Source organism: Candidatus Uabimicrobium helgolandensis (genome assembly GCF_041508025.1).
Taxonomy (GTDB): domain Bacteria; phylum Planctomycetota; class Uabimicrobiia; order Uabimicrobiales; family Uabimicrobiaceae; genus Uabimicrobium; species Uabimicrobium helgolandensis.
Genome location: NZ_CP165719.1, coordinates 3437212 through 3453677 on the forward strand (window position 1 = coordinate 3437212; position 16466 = coordinate 3453677).

Below are 16466 nucleotides of genomic sequence, written 5' to 3' on the forward strand. Positions count from 1 at the left end.
AAAATGAAATTGCTACGGAGGTTATTTTGGATTACGAGTTGCAATTCCTATTTCCAAATAATGGATTTCAAATGTATCGAAACAAGTGTTTTACAAAATTAACCTTGATTTTAGTAAGTGATTGAAATATCTTCAAAGTATACAAAATATTTTACATTCGCACCTCTAGGAGGTTTTATGGTAAAGCTAAAAATCAATCAAAAAAAATATGAAATCGACGCTGATCCTGAAATGCCGCTCTTGTGGGCAATTCGCGATAAGATCGGCTTAACGGGAACCAAGTACGGATGTGGGGTAGCTCAGTGCGGAGCTTGTACTGTACATGTTGATGGTGAAGCGGTTCGTTCTTGTGTTGTTCCTATTTCCGCGGCAGAAGGCAAAGAAATTACCACCATCGAAGGGCTGTCTTCTGATCTTGGTGATTCTTTACAACAAGCGTGGATTGCCGAAGATGTTCCACAATGTGGTTATTGTCAGTCAGGGCAAATTATGAGCGCAGCAGTATTACTAGCACACAATGACAAGCCAACAGACGAAGACATCGATGATGTGATGACCGGTAATATTTGTCGTTGTGGTACTTATAATCGTATCCGTCGCGCAATACACAGTGCAGCAGATTCCGTGAGAAAACAAAAGGGGGAAAATTAATGAGAGGTATTAATGGAATTAGTCGCCGCTCTTTTCTCAAAGCTGGTGCTGCAGTCGTAGGTGGTTTAGTCATAGGCTTTAACCTGCCCCTAAATGGTAAACGCGTAGAAGCAGCTGACAAATGGTCTAGTGCTGACATTGCCAATGCTTTTTTGCGTATTGGCGAAGATGATTCAATTACGATTCTTGTCAACCACTCGGAAATGGGACAAGGCGTCTACACTTCACTGCCAATGATGGTTGCCGAAGAACTCGATTGCGATTGGAGCAAAGTTAAGATCGAAGCCGCTCCAGTCAATGTCGTATACGGACATACAAATTTTGGCGCGCAAATGACGGGTGGTAGCAGTAGTACTTGGACAGAGTGGGATCGTCTACGCCAAGTGGGAGCTACTGGAAAAGCAATGTTGATCGCAGCCGCAGCAAAAACATGGGAAGTAACAACCGAAAGTTGCCGCGCAGAAAATGGCGTAGTATTTCACGATGCGACAAAGCGTCAATTGACTTATGGAAAATTGGCCAAACAAGCTGAAAAAATGCCAACGCCAACAAACATTACTTTGAAAGACCCAAAAGACTTTAAAATCATTGGCAAACCGATTAAACGACTTGATACACCAAGTAAGACCAACGGACAAGCGGTGTTTGGTATTGATGTACAGATAGATGGTTTGTTAACAGCTGTAGTAAGGCGCCCACCTGTGCTTGGTGGAAAAGTGAAAAGCTTTTCTACAGATAAAGCAAAGGCAATATCAGGGGTGAAGGCCATTGTCCAAATTCATTCAGGTATTGCAGTAGTTGCCGACAATTTTTGGTCAGCTAATCGCGGTGCTAAGGCTCTAGATGTTGTATGGAATGACGGAGCTGGCGCAAATCTCGACACCGAAAAACAACGCGAACAGTACGCAAAACTTGCCGATTCTCCAGGAGCTGTGGCTAAAAACAAAGGCAATGTAGAAACAGCGATGAGTAGTGCAACCACAAAACTAGAAGCTGTATACGAAGTTCCTTACCTTGCTCATGCACCAATGGAACCCCTCAACTGTGTTGCAGATGTTCGCAAAGATAGTTGTCATGTATGGACTGGAACACAATTTCAAACAGCAGAACATGCAGTTGCTGCCAAGATAACAGGACTCCCAGCGGAAAAAGTTCATGTTCATACTACCTTGTTAGGTGGCGGATTTGGACGACGTGCTGTGCCAGATAGCCATTTTGTACGCGAAGCAGTTGAAACATCAAAAGCGGTAAAAGCGCCTGTAAAAGTTGTTTGGACGCGAGAAGATGACATTCACGGCGGATGGTATCGTCCAAGATACTATCACAAAATTGCTGGAGGTCTTGATGCCAACAATAACCCAGTGGCTTGGAAACACACGATAGTAGGACAATCGATTGCTTCAGGGACTCCTTTTGAAGGGTTTATGGTTCACAATGGTGTTGACAGTACTTCTGTAGAAGGTGCTGAAAATGTGCCATATGCAATACCGAATGTGTATGTCGATTTACATAGTCCCAAATCAAATGTACCAGTACTTTGGTGGCGTTCTGTCGGTGGCTCACACAACCCTATTGTTGTCGAATGTTTTCTCGATGAGTTAGCAGCTGCTGCTGGTAAAGATCCATACAAATTAAGACTTGAGTTACTCAAAGGTCACCCGCGGCATAAAAGAGCTTTAGAACTAGCCGTTAGCAAATCAAATTGGGGCGCGCCATTACCTGAACGACATGGACGAGGCTTAGCAGTACATGCAAGCTTTGGAAGCTTTGTTGCGCAAGTAGCAGAAGTTTCGGTTTCAAAAGAAGGCAAGGTCAAAATCCATAAAGTTATCTGTGCTGTAGATTGCGGTCCTGTCGTAAATCCAGATACAGTGGAAGCACAAATGGAAAGTGGAATTGTCTACGCTTTAAGTGCTGTACTCCACGGAAAAATCACCTTTAAAAATGGTCGTGTGCAACAAAGTAATTTTTACGACTACAAAGCACTACGCATGGACGAAATGCCTCAAGTGGAAACTCATATTGTGCCGAGCACTGACAAAATGGGCGGAATCGGTGAAGTTTCAGTTCCACCTCTTGCACCTGCAGTTATAAACGCTATTTTTGCAGCAACAGGTAAACGTATTCGTCAACTACCTATTAACAGCGAAGAATTACGCGGATAGAAGGAGAAGAAATGACAAATACTCAAAAATATTCTGGGCTTGCGCGACTAGGGTTAATCGCTTCAATATGGATTTTTATCACTCTAGTGCTCAATTTAGTTTCTGCCCAACAACAAAATGAAGAACAAAACAAAGCAGATATTTCTCGCGCAGCGTTTGAAAAAGCTTACAAAGTTTTCATCCACCCGCGATGCCTTAATTGTCACCCTACAGGTTCTGCACCACTACAATCAGACAAAAGCATTCCACATGCTATGCGCGTTCAAGGTGGTAAGAACGGCAAGGGAATTCCTGGCATGAAATGTACAGCCTGTCACCAAAAAACAAATGGTATCGGAAAACACATGCCACCAGGTGCTCCTAACTGGCATTTACCACATCCAAGTATGCCGCTTGTTTTTCAGGGAAAAACCGCTGGACAATTAGCAAAACAACTAAAAGATCCAAAGCATAATGGCGGAAAAACTCTCGAACAAATTTTCGAACATGTCAGTTCTGACCCTTTAGTTCTTTGGGGATGGAATCCTGGCAAAGGTAGAACAAAACCGCCACTTAGCCATAAAGAATTTGTTCACTACATGAAAATTTGGATTGAAAATGGAGCTGTTGCACCTAAGTAATAGTTTAATCCTCTCGTCTTAAACGAGAGGATTAAAATCAAAATTAAACATACTTATTTTCAATTAACAAAGATATGCTACTTCATTTTCGTATTACTCTGTTATTTCGAGTTACAAACTGGAGAAATTGATGAAAATCTTTTTTTATACCTTCTTTTTTATATGCCTAAGTAACGTTTTTCTTCTGGGGAACGAACAAAACATTCCGAAAAGGCAAGCATTAAAAACAACAGAGTCTATAGTTAAATTCTTGTGGAAGCACGGAGATAATGCATGTTCTGTTGCATCTAATTTGAGAGAAAAAAACTGGGTAAATTTAAATTGGACAAGAGCATCATATCAGTACATAAAAAGTACAAGTAACGAAGTTATTGCCATTGTACCTTCGATATTTATTTTTTTATTTGAGCTAATTTTAAACATAGCTATTCTATTTCTTGTACTAGCGATATTTTGTTATGGTGCTATTGTGTATTTCGTAACCATTATTTTTACTATTTTTGTCGCTATATGGGATCTTACTTTTGGAACTTAAAAGAAGGAAGTTTCTCAACTCAGTTGAGAATATATAGTATAGAGTATGAGAACCTACATTCGTCGTTTGAAAAATTGCGGTTTACAAAGCGGTTATATCGGAACAACAGCTTTCAAAGGTGTCATTCCGACAAAAATTTTTCTATGTATATGGCCAACAGATCCTAATATTAAAAACCGCGCATATTTTAGTATACGCAAAATAGCTGGCAACAATATTTTTGTTTTGCAAACTACAGTAGAACATAGAGGTCATTATGTTCTCAAATTCGATAAAACTGCCAATATTTTTGATAGCGAGGGTTTCTTTTGGACGGCAGCAAAGGGACATAATTTTCAAATTGAAACCAAAGACATAGAAAATAATCAAGTGTTCTTTTGTTGTGATCACATCAATAAAAATCGTTTTTTTCTAGATATGCTGCAAGTAATTAGTGCTGAAAATCACAATGAAGATGTTTCTTTAGTAGATTATTTACAAAAAACTTTTAATGTTCGCGATAAAAACACTTATGGTTTTGCCATTTATTTGCAAGTGGATTTTAAGCGAGACAAGATTCAATTTGGCAATAGTTGCGAAGAAGTGTATCGTTTTGTTTCGCCGCGCTTTTTTCTTGGTGATATCAATATTAGTGCACTTTTATACGAATACAACAAAGACTATCAAGCACAGACAAATTCAACTACTGTCGATCCAAAAGTAATAGAACAAACGCACAGTGATGTTGGCAAAGTTGATAGCATTGAAACAAGACAAAGTGTACGTGATGTTTTAAAGAATTGCATTTCTAGTTTTTTGAATGAAAAACATCAACAACAGTTAAACGATGATGATTACACATGTTTAGTCGAAGATATTCTCGAAAATTTATCTAAAGTTTACCATGAAAATTAAAAAAATCTTACAACCTAGTTGCGATCACTTTTATACAAAATTAGAGCTATTTTCTCTCAGTGAAAATTGGCGTAGCTATGATATTTCTTCTGCGGAAAATAAATTGCTAATCAAAGCATTTAATACCATAAAAAGCCAACACCCTTTTTTGTACTACCACTCTCTTTATCACCTACTAAGTTGTCCGTTTTGCGTTGAAAAAGAATATCAAATACTAAGTGAGAGAAGCCACAGCAAACTATGGTATCTCGCCGACAAACATCCTGGTGAATATTTAGACTTAGTAAGGCAAGCACAAACAAATGAAAATAAGGACTTGCGCTGGTACTATTTTTATCTTTTGTATAAAAATCTAGCCATAAAACGCGGAACTGTATTATTTTTGTGGGTGCATGGCAATAACATTTCACAACAAACTTGCCAAAGACGCGCTGCAGGAACAACAGACAACCTACCACCGAATATGGCAATTCCAAGCCAGTTTATTGGTGGCAAGAATATGTCATTGCATTTTGAATGGGATTCAATTACTCAGGAACTTTATATGAGTTTACGAGGTGGTTCTGCAAAATTACGCCTTGCAATAGTAGTACACGTCTCTTTTTTTAGTGGAGAACAACAAACTTTTAGCGGCAAAGAAATTGCTGTTGGAGGCGTATGGACAATTGAAGCAAATAGAGCAAAAAATATTTGCCGTATAGATTTTATCTACAACACAGAGGACTAAAAATGGATTTTCGCATAGGCTTTCCCGTCGACGCAGGCTCCGCAGATTTATCGTTTATCGTAACTGTGCGCCTTACAATCGCTGAATCTCATTTTTGCAAAGGTGGTGGAGCATCTGGGCTCAGAGAAAATTCTGGTGCGGCATATGTATTTAAACGAACTCAACTCGATATCCAACAAAAATATCGTTATGAATTTGCACTAGCTCCAATGCCAAACAACAAAACCCGTCCTAATAATCTTTGCGATTTTGGCTATTCCGATTCAGCAGCATGCGCATTAGCCATCGAACAGCATCGTGATTCTTATCCGAAAAAGCCTACTGAAACTCCTTTACTTCTCATATCTTGTTCTTTTGTGTCACAACCACAACAACAAGGACTCAAAAATTTACTTTTAGAAAAAGTAACGACTGATGACGAAATTGAAGCGCGAGAATCATTAGCTAACAAATGGCAGGCAGCATGTAAAAACAAAGCCTTGGCGCTTATTCTTCACGAGGACGATGCTAAAATCTTGGGCAAAGAACTCTCGATTAAACTTACCCCATTAGACAAACTAGATTTTTTAGAGCCGTTATCAACACCACATCTTATTTCTTGTCAGACTGATCAATGGCCATTATTACTAAAAAAACTCAAAAAGCCGCGCGTTTCTTATGGAAAACAGCTTACTTTAATTACGCTTCTCATTATAGTTGCTTGTTATTTGTGGTGGCCAAAAAAGAACACTTTGCAAACCTCAATTATACAAATATCAAAAAAAGCGACTATGGCGGATATATATAAAGAAGGTAATGGACCAAGTTTACAGAACGTAAAAAACTATGTGCGCAGCTCTTCTTTTAATCTAAAAGATCATAAAAATACTTTGTTAGCAAACTTAGAGCACAAAGATTGGCGCATACGTCTAGTTAGTTTGTATTTGATTGCAGAAATAAAAGACAAAAAATTTGCAGAAAAGCATTGTTTACAACTTTTGGCCAAAGATCATCTTGCTGGATTTGCTGCAAGTAAAGTCCTTGTAGAATTGCAACCGCGTCTTGAAATTGTTTTACCTCTTATCGAAAAACCAAATAATCACAACATCCAACATATTTGCACCGTATTAAAAAATACTACATTCGAAACAAGCACTGAAACGTTTCTTAATCTAACAAAATATATTAATCATGAAAGCCGCCGAATAGTCGCTACGGTTATGCATTTATTAAAGAGTTTTGAAGTAATACCACCAAAAGTTATCCCTATTTTTTTTGCCAAATTACAGGCATCTGGCATAAGTATTCGCAATATGAGCATGCAAATTTTAATGCTCTCACCAAACACGGTTCCTTTTGTGATAGAAAAATTGCAAAAATCTAGCCACGAAAAGCCACTTTGGGAAATTTTGGAAAACAAGCCACATACCGAAATAAATATACAAACAATGCGCTTTATCTTACAAACATTTAGTAGCAATAAATTGAAATTGAAACAAATAAAAAAAAATATTCTACTAAAAATTCCGGCGACAAAACTTCTACCATTCCTGTTACAAAGTTTACAAGCAGCTGAAAATCGCTATGTAAAAAGTGGTATCATGTATGTTTTATCTCATATCAACAACGTCCCGCGCCTACCAAAACTTTCCTCTACCCTCTTAGAACTTCTTACTCACAAACAACTAGACACAGCAACATACAAAGTTGTTTTAGCGTGTATCAAATGTATAGGACCGCAAATCAAAGACGATGCACTACCTATATTATTTTCTTTGCTGAGCAAAAAACGCAACAAAAATGACGAATACTATTACCGAGAAGTGCGCCGAGAAGTAATTAAGTGTCTAGCAAACATGGGAAAAATACCACTACCAAAACTAAACTATGTGTGGAATTTACTAGGAGACATACATTTTTATCGCGGAGCGATTATTGATTTGTGGCTGAACAACAGTTCACCACAATTAGTAGCTTCCTTAATAGAACGTTTGCCTAGTTTAACCGTCGAGAAGCAAGCAGTGGTTGTTTATACTCTTGGAGAGATGAAAGCGAAAAAGAGCGCCACTACTTTACAAACACTAAACTCACCTGTAAAATATATCAAAGTACTGGTAATCGAAGCTTTGGCAAAAATAGAAGGTCCACTTAATAGTGATTTGTTACTTGAAATTGTTGTAGATGATAGCGAGCCGCCTGCACAAATGAGATGCTTACAAATATTCGAAAGATTCCAGGTAAAGAAATCTTTGCCAATTTTGCGTAAACTACAAAAACATCACAATCCTTATATACGCGCAAAATCATTTATTGCTATTGCTAATATTTCTAGAAATCCCAAATTATTAATAAAAGCTCTTAACGATAAGTCCGCAGTGGTAAGAACGATGATTGCAGAAGAGTTTGCATACAAAGGGGGTTTACAATTTTTGGACGACATACTAGAACTATGTGATCAACCACAGAATACGATTCCAACTTTATTCGACGCAGCCAATTATTCTTTAGTCAACGCGAAGCGCCTTTTGAATCACAATGAAAAAATTCGTATTATTGGTATAAAATCACTAAGCAAATTTAAAGAAAAATCTCTACCAATAATATATGAAATTTTAGAGAAAAAACAATCGAATGCAGAGCTCGAAGCCATAGCGCAAACTCTAATAAAAATCAACAACAAAGAAGCTCTTATATTACTACAAGAGCTTCTGAGTAAAGATTTATTACTTGAATTAGAGGTAAAAGTTAGAAGAGCTATCCGTCATGCAAAACTCGAATAGCTATTTATTTTTTTTAATAGTAATCACTTGGTCAACAAGACGAGCTTTTTTAATTAATTGTAAAAATTCTTGGCGATGTTTTGATTTAGAATTCTGTGCTCCTCTTTGTGCCAGTTCATCAACAATATCATAGTTGAGTACACCTTTGTACTGAGAATCGCGCAGTAACATTCCAAAACTCACTACCGAAGAAGCAAATAAAAAGTCTGGCGACGGCTTTTGGCGTATGTCTTTGTTAATCGCAAATTGCAACAACTTGCTCTTGTTTTCCTTAGGTTCTTTATAACGCAACTTAATAAAAGCAAGCTCTTTTTCTGAACTGTTGACAATCACTTTTTGCTGATAGCGCAAAGGTTTAACCTTAGACTTGAGATTTACATTATATGCTGGAGTAATTTCATAAAAGGCTGTAACTCTATGTCCAACACCTATTTCTCCTGCATCTTTAGTGTCATCACTGAAATCCTGGTGGCGTAATTTTCTATTTTCATAGCCAACCAAACGATAAGACTCAACTAAACTTGGATTAAACTCAATTTGAATCTTCACATCTTTGGCAATAGTCCACAACGTTCCTTGCATTTCTTTCACCAACATTTTTTGTGCTTCATTTATATTATCAATATATCCGTAGTTACCGTTGCCTTTATCTGCTAAAGTTTCCAAAGTAGAGTCTTTGTAATTCCCCATACCAAAGCCCAGTACCGTCAAAAACACCCCTGTTTTGGCTTTCTCCTCTATAAGGCGTGTCAGACTCCCTTCATCGGTAATTCCAATATTAAAATCACCATCAGTAGCGAGAATAACGCGGTTTATACCATCGGCAACATAGTTTTGTTGTGCAATTTTATAAGCAAGCTCAATTCCTTGGCCACCATTTGTCGAACCGCCAGCTTGCAATTGTTTTAACGCATTGAAAATTGTATTCTTGTTATCACAAGTTGTCGATGGTAAAACTAAACCTGAAGCTCCCGCGTAGACAACAATAGCGACGCGGTCGTTCTTTGTAAGATTGTCAATCATTAACCCAAAAGATTTCTTAAGTAACTCAAGCTTCTTGGGCGACTCCATGGAGCCAGATACATCAATCAAAAATACAATGTTACTTGCTGGACGTTTTTCTTCGGAGATTTTTCGCCCCTGTAGGCCAACTTTTAACAATACATTCTTTGGATTCCAAGGACAGTTCGCCATTTCTGTATGCACTGAAAATGGAGTATCTATTAGTGGTTGTGGATAATCATAGTCAAAATAGTTGATCATTTCTTCTAAACGAATCGAATCTTTTGGAGGCATTTGGTAATCATTTAAAAAGCGACGAATGTTTGAGTAAGAGGCTGTATCAACATCAATAGAAAATGTAGAAAGCGGGTCATCGAGAACCTGAATAAACGGATTTTCTTCGATATGAGCATACGCTTCGGTATTGTGTTTACTATTATTTGCCATATAATCAAGAACAGAACGCGCTTTTTTACGATTCTTCGCGTTGCGCCATTCTTGTGGAAAATCAACATTTATATCTCCTTTGAGAATAAGCTCCTCAAATTCTTTTTTTCCCCAACCTTCTTTGTAATTAAAACTAGTGATGTTTGGTAAAAATTTTTCTCGCGCCTGTTCCAATTCCTGTTTCCCGCTAAACGTATATCCAAACACAATGCTGTCGGTATTATTAGTGGTATTGTTCTCGGTATTATTTAGCGTTTTTTCCTTAGAAACCCCCGATTTTTCTTCGGTGTTTTTAACGATCTCATTTTCATTTGAGGGTTGCTGTTCAAAAACATCGTGCGTACCACCAAAGCGAGTAGTAACAGAATCTCCTTTTTTGACCTTTATTCGCGTTTTTTCTTTTATAATGCGCGCTGCACAAGCGTCTTTATAAACCTCTTCAACAATAACCGCTCCTACATATTTTGCTTCTCTGTAAATAGTAAATTGATAGCCTTTTAATACCTTATCATCACTTCCCAAAGACAACATAACAAGAGGGAGCTTTTTGCTTACCGCGGTGATAAAACCATCCAAAGGCTTTTTTTTAGTGTAAAGAAGATCTAAACGCACACCTTGCTTTTCTGCTGCCGAAATAATTTGTTTAGCTTCTAAAAGCTCTCGTTGTTGTTTTTGAATAATTTTCTCTTTTTCACTAACTTCTGCGAGCACATTGTTTAATTCTCTTTGCAAAATCAATCGTTCTTCTTCACTACTTTCTTTCGCGACTATCTGATCTTCTAATTCTTGTCGTGATATTTTTGCTAGTTTCTGTATCTGTTTTTTCTTAGGCGAATTCTCAATCAACGTTTTTTCTTTAGAAACGTCATGGTTTTTTTTGGTGCTTCTAATCTTATTTTTATTTGAATGTTTTTCTTTAGAAACCTCGTGCTCTATACCAAAATGAGTAGTAGCAGAGTCTCCTTTTTTAATCTTTACCAATGTTTTTTCTTTTATAATCTGCGCTGCACAAGCATCTTTGTATACATCTACAACGACAACCATTCCAATATATTTTGATCCTCTAGAAATAGTAAACTTATATTCTTTTAGTACCCCATCATCGCTTCCAAGAGACAACATAACAAGAGGTTTCCTTCTACTTACTGCAGTAACAATACCATCTAGAGGCTTCTTTTTAGAAAGAAACATACCTAAATGTGCGCCAGCTTTTTCAGCAATCCGAAGAATTCGTTTAGCTTCTAATACCTCGCGTTGTTGGTTTTTAATAATCTTTTCTTTCTCAAGAATTTCTCCAAGCGCATTGTTTAATTCTGTTTGTAAAACTAATTGTTGCTCTTCAAAGTTTTCTTTATCTTGTATATATTTTTCTAATTCTTGTGATGCTTTTGTTATCTCGTGCTGATATCTTGTTTCGGACTGATATTCAGCAACAACCTGCGCTAGCTCTTTTTCCTTTCTTCTGCGGATTATACTTCCTACGCGATAAAGAGGAATAATTTCTGTCAGTTCTTTGGCTTTTGTTTCTAAACGTTTTATCTTATGTAGCTGTTCTTGTTTGCTTAATAACGATTGTTTTTTTAATTCTTTGCTCAATTGAATATTTTTCTTTTCTAGCTGTTCAATCTCAATCGCATGTTTATTTTGTTCTTTCGCAATTTTCTGCATATACTGGTGTTGTTTTTCTTCTTCCTCTGCAATAGCTTTTTCGTAGCTTTCACTAACTCGTTGATATGTCGCTTGTAGTTCTTTTAACTGTTTGTCATTGTGTTTTATATTCTTTTGATAATTACTTTCCGCCGCAGAAAAATGAGAAAGCTCATTGTGCTGTTGTACAAACAGCATTGAAAAAATCGCTGATACTACAAAGAAAAAAATAGCTGCCGCTCTCCAATAAATATATTTTGATTTCATAGGCACAACTTTATCCACTACTTGCACTTCTTCTTGTGGTTGCCACGCTTGTAATAAACTTAGTCCTGCTTGCTGCTGCTCAAACTTTTCTTTGCACTCATAGCAACTTTGTAAGTGCTGCTCAAATTCATTTCGTTCTTCGTTTTCAAGAAGATCGTAATAATAATCATAAATATACGCATGAAATTTTCCGCAATTCATATGTACTTTCCTTTCATCGCAATGTCGGTAAGAGATGTGAGCAAATCGCGTAAAGACTTTAAAGCACGGCGCATATCTGATTTAACTGTATTTAACGGCCGTTCTACCGCTATACTAATATCAACATAAGACATTTTTTCGTACTCGCGCAAAATAAAAACTTGTTTTTGGTTCGGTGGAAGCTTTGCCACAGCTTTGTCTATCATCTCTCCGATTTCCTTACAATGGAGATGATGGACAGGAGAATTTGCTGTTTTAGTCATAGGCTCCTCCTTTTCTGCTAAAGATTGCTGTTTTTTCTGCTTTAGTTTATCTTTTGCGGTATTACAAGCTATTTTATAGAGCCAAGGCTTAAATGGTTTTCCACGAGTATACATCTCACATTTTTGAAACACTTTTACAAAAGTTTCCTGCAAAATTTCCTCAGATAGAGTTGTATTACCAGTATATCTTAAAAGATAGTGATAAAGTGGTTTTTGATATCTCTCCATTAGGACTCCAAACATTGCTCTTTCACCGCAGATAAATAATTCAAAAATTCGTTCATCATTCAATGATATAACTCCCGAAGAATTTCAACGTGCAAATCCTTCATACAATATGAAATCCGGATTTCTGTAACTATTACGAATTACAAGTACCAAAAGTTGCAAGTTTTTTGAGGTTTATAGAAAGAGTGTAATGTAGAGTGCGGCCCAATCCACAAAAGAAATATGTCAAGTGCCATTGGCCAACAAACAAAATAATCGCGAAAACAATTGTCAGTAGACGCAAGGTTTTGTAACAAATGATTTGAAATTGACCAATGTAGGAAACGTCTCTTGTGGCCTGATGAATTTGTGAGATAAATAAATCTAAGATCGAGGAATTTTTTTGACGATTTTTTGGTATATATCGGCGCCGTTTTTGAACTGTGGCATATTGCTTGGTGCTTCTTCGAGAAGTTTGCAATATTTTTTTTCTAAGGAACGAAAACAGAAATCTTGCCCTATTTCCAAGCATTTTCGAGCATAAGCCATGATTTGTATGCCCTCTAAACGAGAAATTTCTTCAAAAAACCACCCGCAACTAGTTTGCATAAGAAGAGATTGATGTTGCATGTCTAGAAGTGTAAGTATTTTCTTTTGACTTCGTTCATTTATTCGTTTAGAAAAGTGAGTTTTAAAAAATTCAGTAGTTTTATTGTTTTCTAAAATAAGATCTATGTAATGATTGCGTATTTCCCATGGATTGACATCGAATTTTTGCATTTGCTTTTCAAATATATTTGCGCTTTCATTCACAAGCCAATCCATAGCTCTGCGTAAAGGTGCACGCCAAAGTTGTTGGCCTCCGCCTTCTGAACCACAACCACAATCGTCGCGCCACCTTTCAACACCGTGCATACAACTCCAAGAAGAGTCTTCAAAGATTTCTACTTCGTATTCTGCTGGAAATTTCTCTATAAATTCACTGTAAACACTTAATTTTGCGTGCTCATTATTCATAATATGATTCAAACAATAAGCTAAAGCTTTGTTACCAAAATTATGGTGGTGTCCATATGTCTCACCATCTGTTGCTATATGAACTAATTGCGCTCTTGTGTGAAATAATATGTGTAGTAAGCGGTCTGCAAAAGATTCGCCATTTGCCAAAAGATTGTCAAATGCTATATCTTGCGAAATGGGGCCATCGTAGAAGAAAAGATTGATGCTTTTTCCAGATGGTAATTTACATAAATATGCGCGAAACGGATCTATTTTTTCGTAAGCAACCGATTCCCAAGAATCTTTGCCTATTTCGCGAACCCGTTTTGCTTGGCGCGGTGCTAGGATTGTAAAACGAATATCGTTTTCCGCTAAAAGTTCTAGCGTTGCAGTGTCAACAGCAGTTTCAGCAAGCCACATACCAACAGGCCTACGTTTAAAACGATATTCAAAGTCTTTGATACCCCACACAATTTGAGTTTTTTTATCGCGTTCGTTTGCAAGTGGCATGATGATATGGTTGTAAACTTGTGCAATAGCAGAACCGTGGCCATTAAAATTCTCGATACTTTCAACATCAGCACGAAGAATGGATTCATATGCTTTCTTATTACTGCGTTCCATCCACGAGAGCAGTGTTGGGCCAAAATTAAAACTTATGTGCGCGTAGTTATTCAAATCTTTGACTTTTATTCCACTATGATCAAATATTTCGCAGTGGCTATTGGATTCATAACACTCAGCGGTGATACGTTCATTCCAATCATGATATGGAGCTGCCGATGGTTGCTTTTCAATTTTTCCAGTCCATGGATTCTCACGCGGTGGTTGATAAAAATGTCCATGTATGCAAATGTATTTGTCCATTAGTTCAACTTATGCCATAAAGGAGGATTGTTAATATATTCCGTAGGAAAAAAACTTAAGTCACTATTTATCCCAGTTTTTGCGTAATCTTCAGCAAGGATATCCAGCGCATTGCGCGCAGCAAGTCTTTCCGCTTCTTTTACTTTCGTTGCTCTTGCTTCTGGAAATCTACGGCCACCAATTTGCACTGCAATATAAAAAAACTTTCGCTCATTTTCAATTTCAATATGAATTCGTTTATACTCAGGATATGGCAGTTTATTTTTTTGCGTTACATGTTGAAGTAGCGATTTAGAATTGTGAAACAAGCTAGGGGTTTTGGCCAAAGGTTTATTGTTTTTCTTATTCTCTTCTACAGAAAGATTACGGCGAATATTTTCGGCAATCACCGGGTCTTCCAAGGAAAGAATCTGCAGTGCGGCGTGCGCGGCGAGTTGTTCAGCTTCTTTCTTATTTGGTCCTTCTGCGGCAAGAAACTTGCGTTTCCCAATAATCGCACAAGCAATAAATACTTTCTCGTGGTTTGCACCTTTCATCCCCAGTATTTTGTAACTAGGAGTTGTTCCAAGATATTTCTGGGCAATAAATTGTAGCAGCGTCTTGTAATTTTTCTGATAAGGATTTTTAATCGCCGATTCTATATCGTTGCGTAGCGAAGCAAGAATAAACTTTCGCGATTCAGAAAGCCCACTATCGATATAGATTGCGCCAATAATCGCTTCAAAAACATTCGCAAGCACTGAATTGGGAATCTTATTCCCCTTCTCTTCTTTATTGGGATTGGCAAAAGAAAAGAAATCAGGCAAGCACAGTACACGCGCTTGTTTTGCAAGTGTAGCGCGCGATACCACGATAGACTTTATTAGGCTGAGATCTCCTTCATCAAAATCGCGAAATGTATGAAAAAGAAAATCCGAGACAACGAGCCCTAAGACCGCATCTCCTAAAAATTCAAGGCGTTCATTGCAAGTTCCACTTTCCTTGCGCAGCGATGCATGTGTTAGAGCTCTAATTAAAAGAGACTGATCTTTAAAAACATAGCCAATGCTGTTTTCGCACTTTTGTAGTGTTTGAGAATCTACCAACATAAACCTTTCTTGTTCTCTGAAGCTACATTGCAAAATAAAATACAGCGATTGACCATAAACTATTATTCAATAAAATAGATAATCAAGCTGTATATTTTCGTTTGCAGAAAAAATGTAGTTTTACTTGAATAAAAGAGGCACAATCCCATAATTTCGCATAAAGATTACGCCTAATTATAATTACACTCACTGGTTCTATGGTTTATCAAAACGCAGCGCCATTTTTTGGCCATTGCGTATAATGTTTAAACGAAAGCTTTTCATTTTGCGATATTTTTTTGCCATTTTGCGTATATTTTTCTTTGAAGATAGTTCGTCCAACTTCAAAGGCGCACCATTAAAATCTACAACAATATCGTTTTTTTGTAGGCCATAGAATGCTGCCTTTGAACCTTCAGGAACACGTCGCACCCAAATACCATTTTCATGCGGCCGTAGTCCCATCTCTCCAATATATTTATCGTAGTCTTCGTACATTTTCCGGGCCTCGTCGCGTGTTACCAACCACTGATTTTCACCGATCTGTCGACTACGAGGTAATTTGCGAATCGATTTACCAAGACCATTTTTCTCGCGAAGTTTTAACCACGCTTCTTTACCGTCACTTTTATTCTTGAAAAGAATTCCTTCTTTGTAAGAAATTTTTTGTACGGTCAATTTTTTCCCTGGAATATTCACTTCCCACGGGCGTTGCGATTCATCACCTAAATCGAGAAAAGTATCCTCTTCTGTTTGGTTAAAAGGACGAATGATCATTTTTTTACGCTGATAAATAATAATAGCAAAATCATCATTGAGAATACTGTGGATTTGCAAATTGCGCGATAAAATATCCTCTAGTGTTGGTCCTTGTCGAACAGGTCTTTGCGTATTTTTTATTGGAGTTCTATCAACAGGTTTTTTTGCATTGATTTCAGTTTTCCATAACGCACTAAGCTGGATAAGCGTTGATTTTTTGTTGTTTGCTAGTTTTGGCTTAGCAGGTAATTCTGGTACTTTTTCAGCACTAGCCGCTGAAACAAAAAAAGTAAAGAACAACGCTGCGCATAGTAGTAGGCTTAAGAAACCACTTGCGAACCAAATTGTTTTTTTTATTGTTTTGATGGGCATCTGAAAATCCTCTCTCT

Annotated in this window: 12 protein-coding genes; 7 read left to right on the plus strand and 5 right to left on the minus strand. The window is 37.3% G+C overall.

Annotated elements, in window-relative coordinates; translation table 11 throughout:
• Nucleotides 1–177: 177 nt before the first annotated feature.
• The 7 genes from UABHE_RS12590 (at nucleotide 178) to UABHE_RS12620 (ending at nucleotide 8351) form a co-directional block, all read left to right on the plus strand.
• Nucleotides 178–651 carry a (2Fe-2S)-binding protein gene (locus UABHE_RS12590; protein ID WP_372370671.1) on the plus strand — a complete coding sequence of 158 codons (474 nt, stop codon included), beginning with the start codon at nucleotides 178–180 and terminating at the stop codon, nucleotides 649–651.
• The gene (locus UABHE_RS12595) at nucleotides 651–2816 is read left to right on the plus strand and encodes a molybdopterin cofactor-binding domain-containing protein (protein ID WP_372370672.1); all 2166 of its coding nucleotides are present in this window, start codon (nucleotides 651–653) and stop codon (nucleotides 2814–2816) included. Before UABHE_RS12590 ends, UABHE_RS12595 begins: the two co-directional genes overlap by 1 nt.
• Nucleotides 2817–2827: 11 nt before the next feature.
• Nucleotides 2828–3436 (plus strand): hypothetical protein, encoded by a 609-nt coding sequence (locus UABHE_RS12600; RefSeq protein ID WP_372370673.1) that lies wholly within the window; start codon nucleotides 2828–2830, stop codon nucleotides 3434–3436.
• A gap of 130 nt (nucleotides 3437–3566) precedes the next feature.
• On the plus strand, nucleotides 3567–3971 hold the full coding sequence (locus UABHE_RS12605) for a hypothetical protein (protein WP_372370675.1): 405 nt from the start codon (nucleotides 3567–3569) through the stop codon (nucleotides 3969–3971).
• Nucleotides 3972–4016: 45 nt separating this feature from the next.
• Nucleotides 4017–4865, plus strand: a complete 849-nt coding sequence (locus UABHE_RS12610; RefSeq protein WP_372370676.1) for a hypothetical protein — start codon at nucleotides 4017–4019, stop codon at nucleotides 4863–4865.
• Nucleotides 4855–5592, plus strand: coding sequence for a hypothetical protein (locus UABHE_RS12615; protein WP_372370677.1), 738 nt, complete (start codon nucleotides 4855–4857; stop codon nucleotides 5590–5592). The genes UABHE_RS12610 and UABHE_RS12615 overlap by 11 nt, the downstream gene beginning before the upstream one ends.
• Before the next feature lie 2 nt (nucleotides 5593–5594).
• Nucleotides 5595–8351 (plus strand): HEAT repeat domain-containing protein, encoded by a 2757-nt coding sequence (locus tag UABHE_RS12620; RefSeq protein WP_372370678.1) that lies wholly within the window; start codon nucleotides 5595–5597, stop codon nucleotides 8349–8351.
• On the opposite strand, the gene UABHE_RS12625 is transcribed toward UABHE_RS12620, so the two are convergent.
• The 5 genes from UABHE_RS12625 to UABHE_RS12645 form a co-directional block, all read right to left on the minus strand.
• A complete protein-coding gene (locus UABHE_RS12625; protein WP_372370679.1) occupies nucleotides 8352–11915 on the minus strand; it encodes a von Willebrand factor type A domain-containing protein in 3564 nt (1187 codons plus the stop codon). It abuts the gene before it with no gap.
• Nucleotides 11912–12469, minus strand: a complete 558-nt coding sequence (locus UABHE_RS12630; protein ID WP_372370680.1) for an RNA polymerase sigma factor — start codon at nucleotides 12467–12469, stop codon at nucleotides 11912–11914. Before UABHE_RS12630 ends, UABHE_RS12625 begins: the two co-directional genes overlap by 4 nt.
• Before the next feature lie 300 nt (nucleotides 12470–12769).
• Entirely contained in the window at nucleotides 12770–14251 is a 1482-nt protein-coding gene (locus UABHE_RS12635) for a DUF3536 domain-containing protein (protein WP_372370681.1), read from the minus strand.
• The gene (gene rnc / locus UABHE_RS12640) at nucleotides 14251–15339 is read right to left on the minus strand and encodes a ribonuclease III (protein ID WP_372370682.1); all 1089 of its coding nucleotides are present in this window, start codon (nucleotides 15337–15339) and stop codon (nucleotides 14251–14253) included. Before rnc ends, UABHE_RS12635 begins: the two co-directional genes overlap by 1 nt.
• 195 nt (nucleotides 15340–15534) lie before the next feature.
• Nucleotides 15535–16449: a hypothetical protein gene (locus tag UABHE_RS12645; RefSeq protein ID WP_372370683.1), complete on the minus strand. Its 915-nt coding sequence runs from the start codon at nucleotides 16447–16449 to the stop codon at nucleotides 15535–15537.
• Nucleotides 16450–16466 lie beyond the last annotated feature (17 nt).

Coding starts and splice junctions, on each gene's coding strand:
- UABHE_RS12610 (WP_372370676.1), top strand. CDS start 4,017: ATGAGAACCTACATTCGTCGTTTGAAAAATTGCGGTTTACAAAGCGGT.
- UABHE_RS12625 (WP_372370679.1), bottom strand. CDS start 11,915: ATGAATTGCGGAAAATTTCATGCGTATATTTATGATTATTATTACGAT.
- rnc (WP_372370682.1), bottom strand. CDS start 15,339: ATGTTGGTAGATTCTCAAACACTACAAAAGTGCGAAAACAGCATTGGC.
- UABHE_RS12645 (WP_372370683.1), bottom strand. CDS start 16,449: ATGCCCATCAAAACAATAAAAAAAACAATTTGGTTCGCAAGTGGTTTC.
- UABHE_RS12605 (WP_372370675.1), top strand. CDS start 3,567: ATGAAAATCTTTTTTTATACCTTCTTTTTTATATGCCTAAGTAACGTT.
- UABHE_RS12635 (WP_372370681.1), bottom strand. CDS start 14,251: ATGGACAAATACATTTGCATACATGGACATTTTTATCAACCACCGCGT.
- UABHE_RS12620 (WP_372370678.1), top strand. CDS start 5,595: ATGGATTTTCGCATAGGCTTTCCCGTCGACGCAGGCTCCGCAGATTTA.
- UABHE_RS12615 (WP_372370677.1), top strand. CDS start 4,855: ATGAAAATTAAAAAAATCTTACAACCTAGTTGCGATCACTTTTATACA.
- UABHE_RS12590 (WP_372370671.1), top strand. CDS start 178: ATGGTAAAGCTAAAAATCAATCAAAAAAAATATGAAATCGACGCTGAT.
- UABHE_RS12595 (WP_372370672.1), top strand. CDS start 651: ATGAGAGGTATTAATGGAATTAGTCGCCGCTCTTTTCTCAAAGCTGGT.
- UABHE_RS12600 (WP_372370673.1), top strand. CDS start 2,828: ATGACAAATACTCAAAAATATTCTGGGCTTGCGCGACTAGGGTTAATC.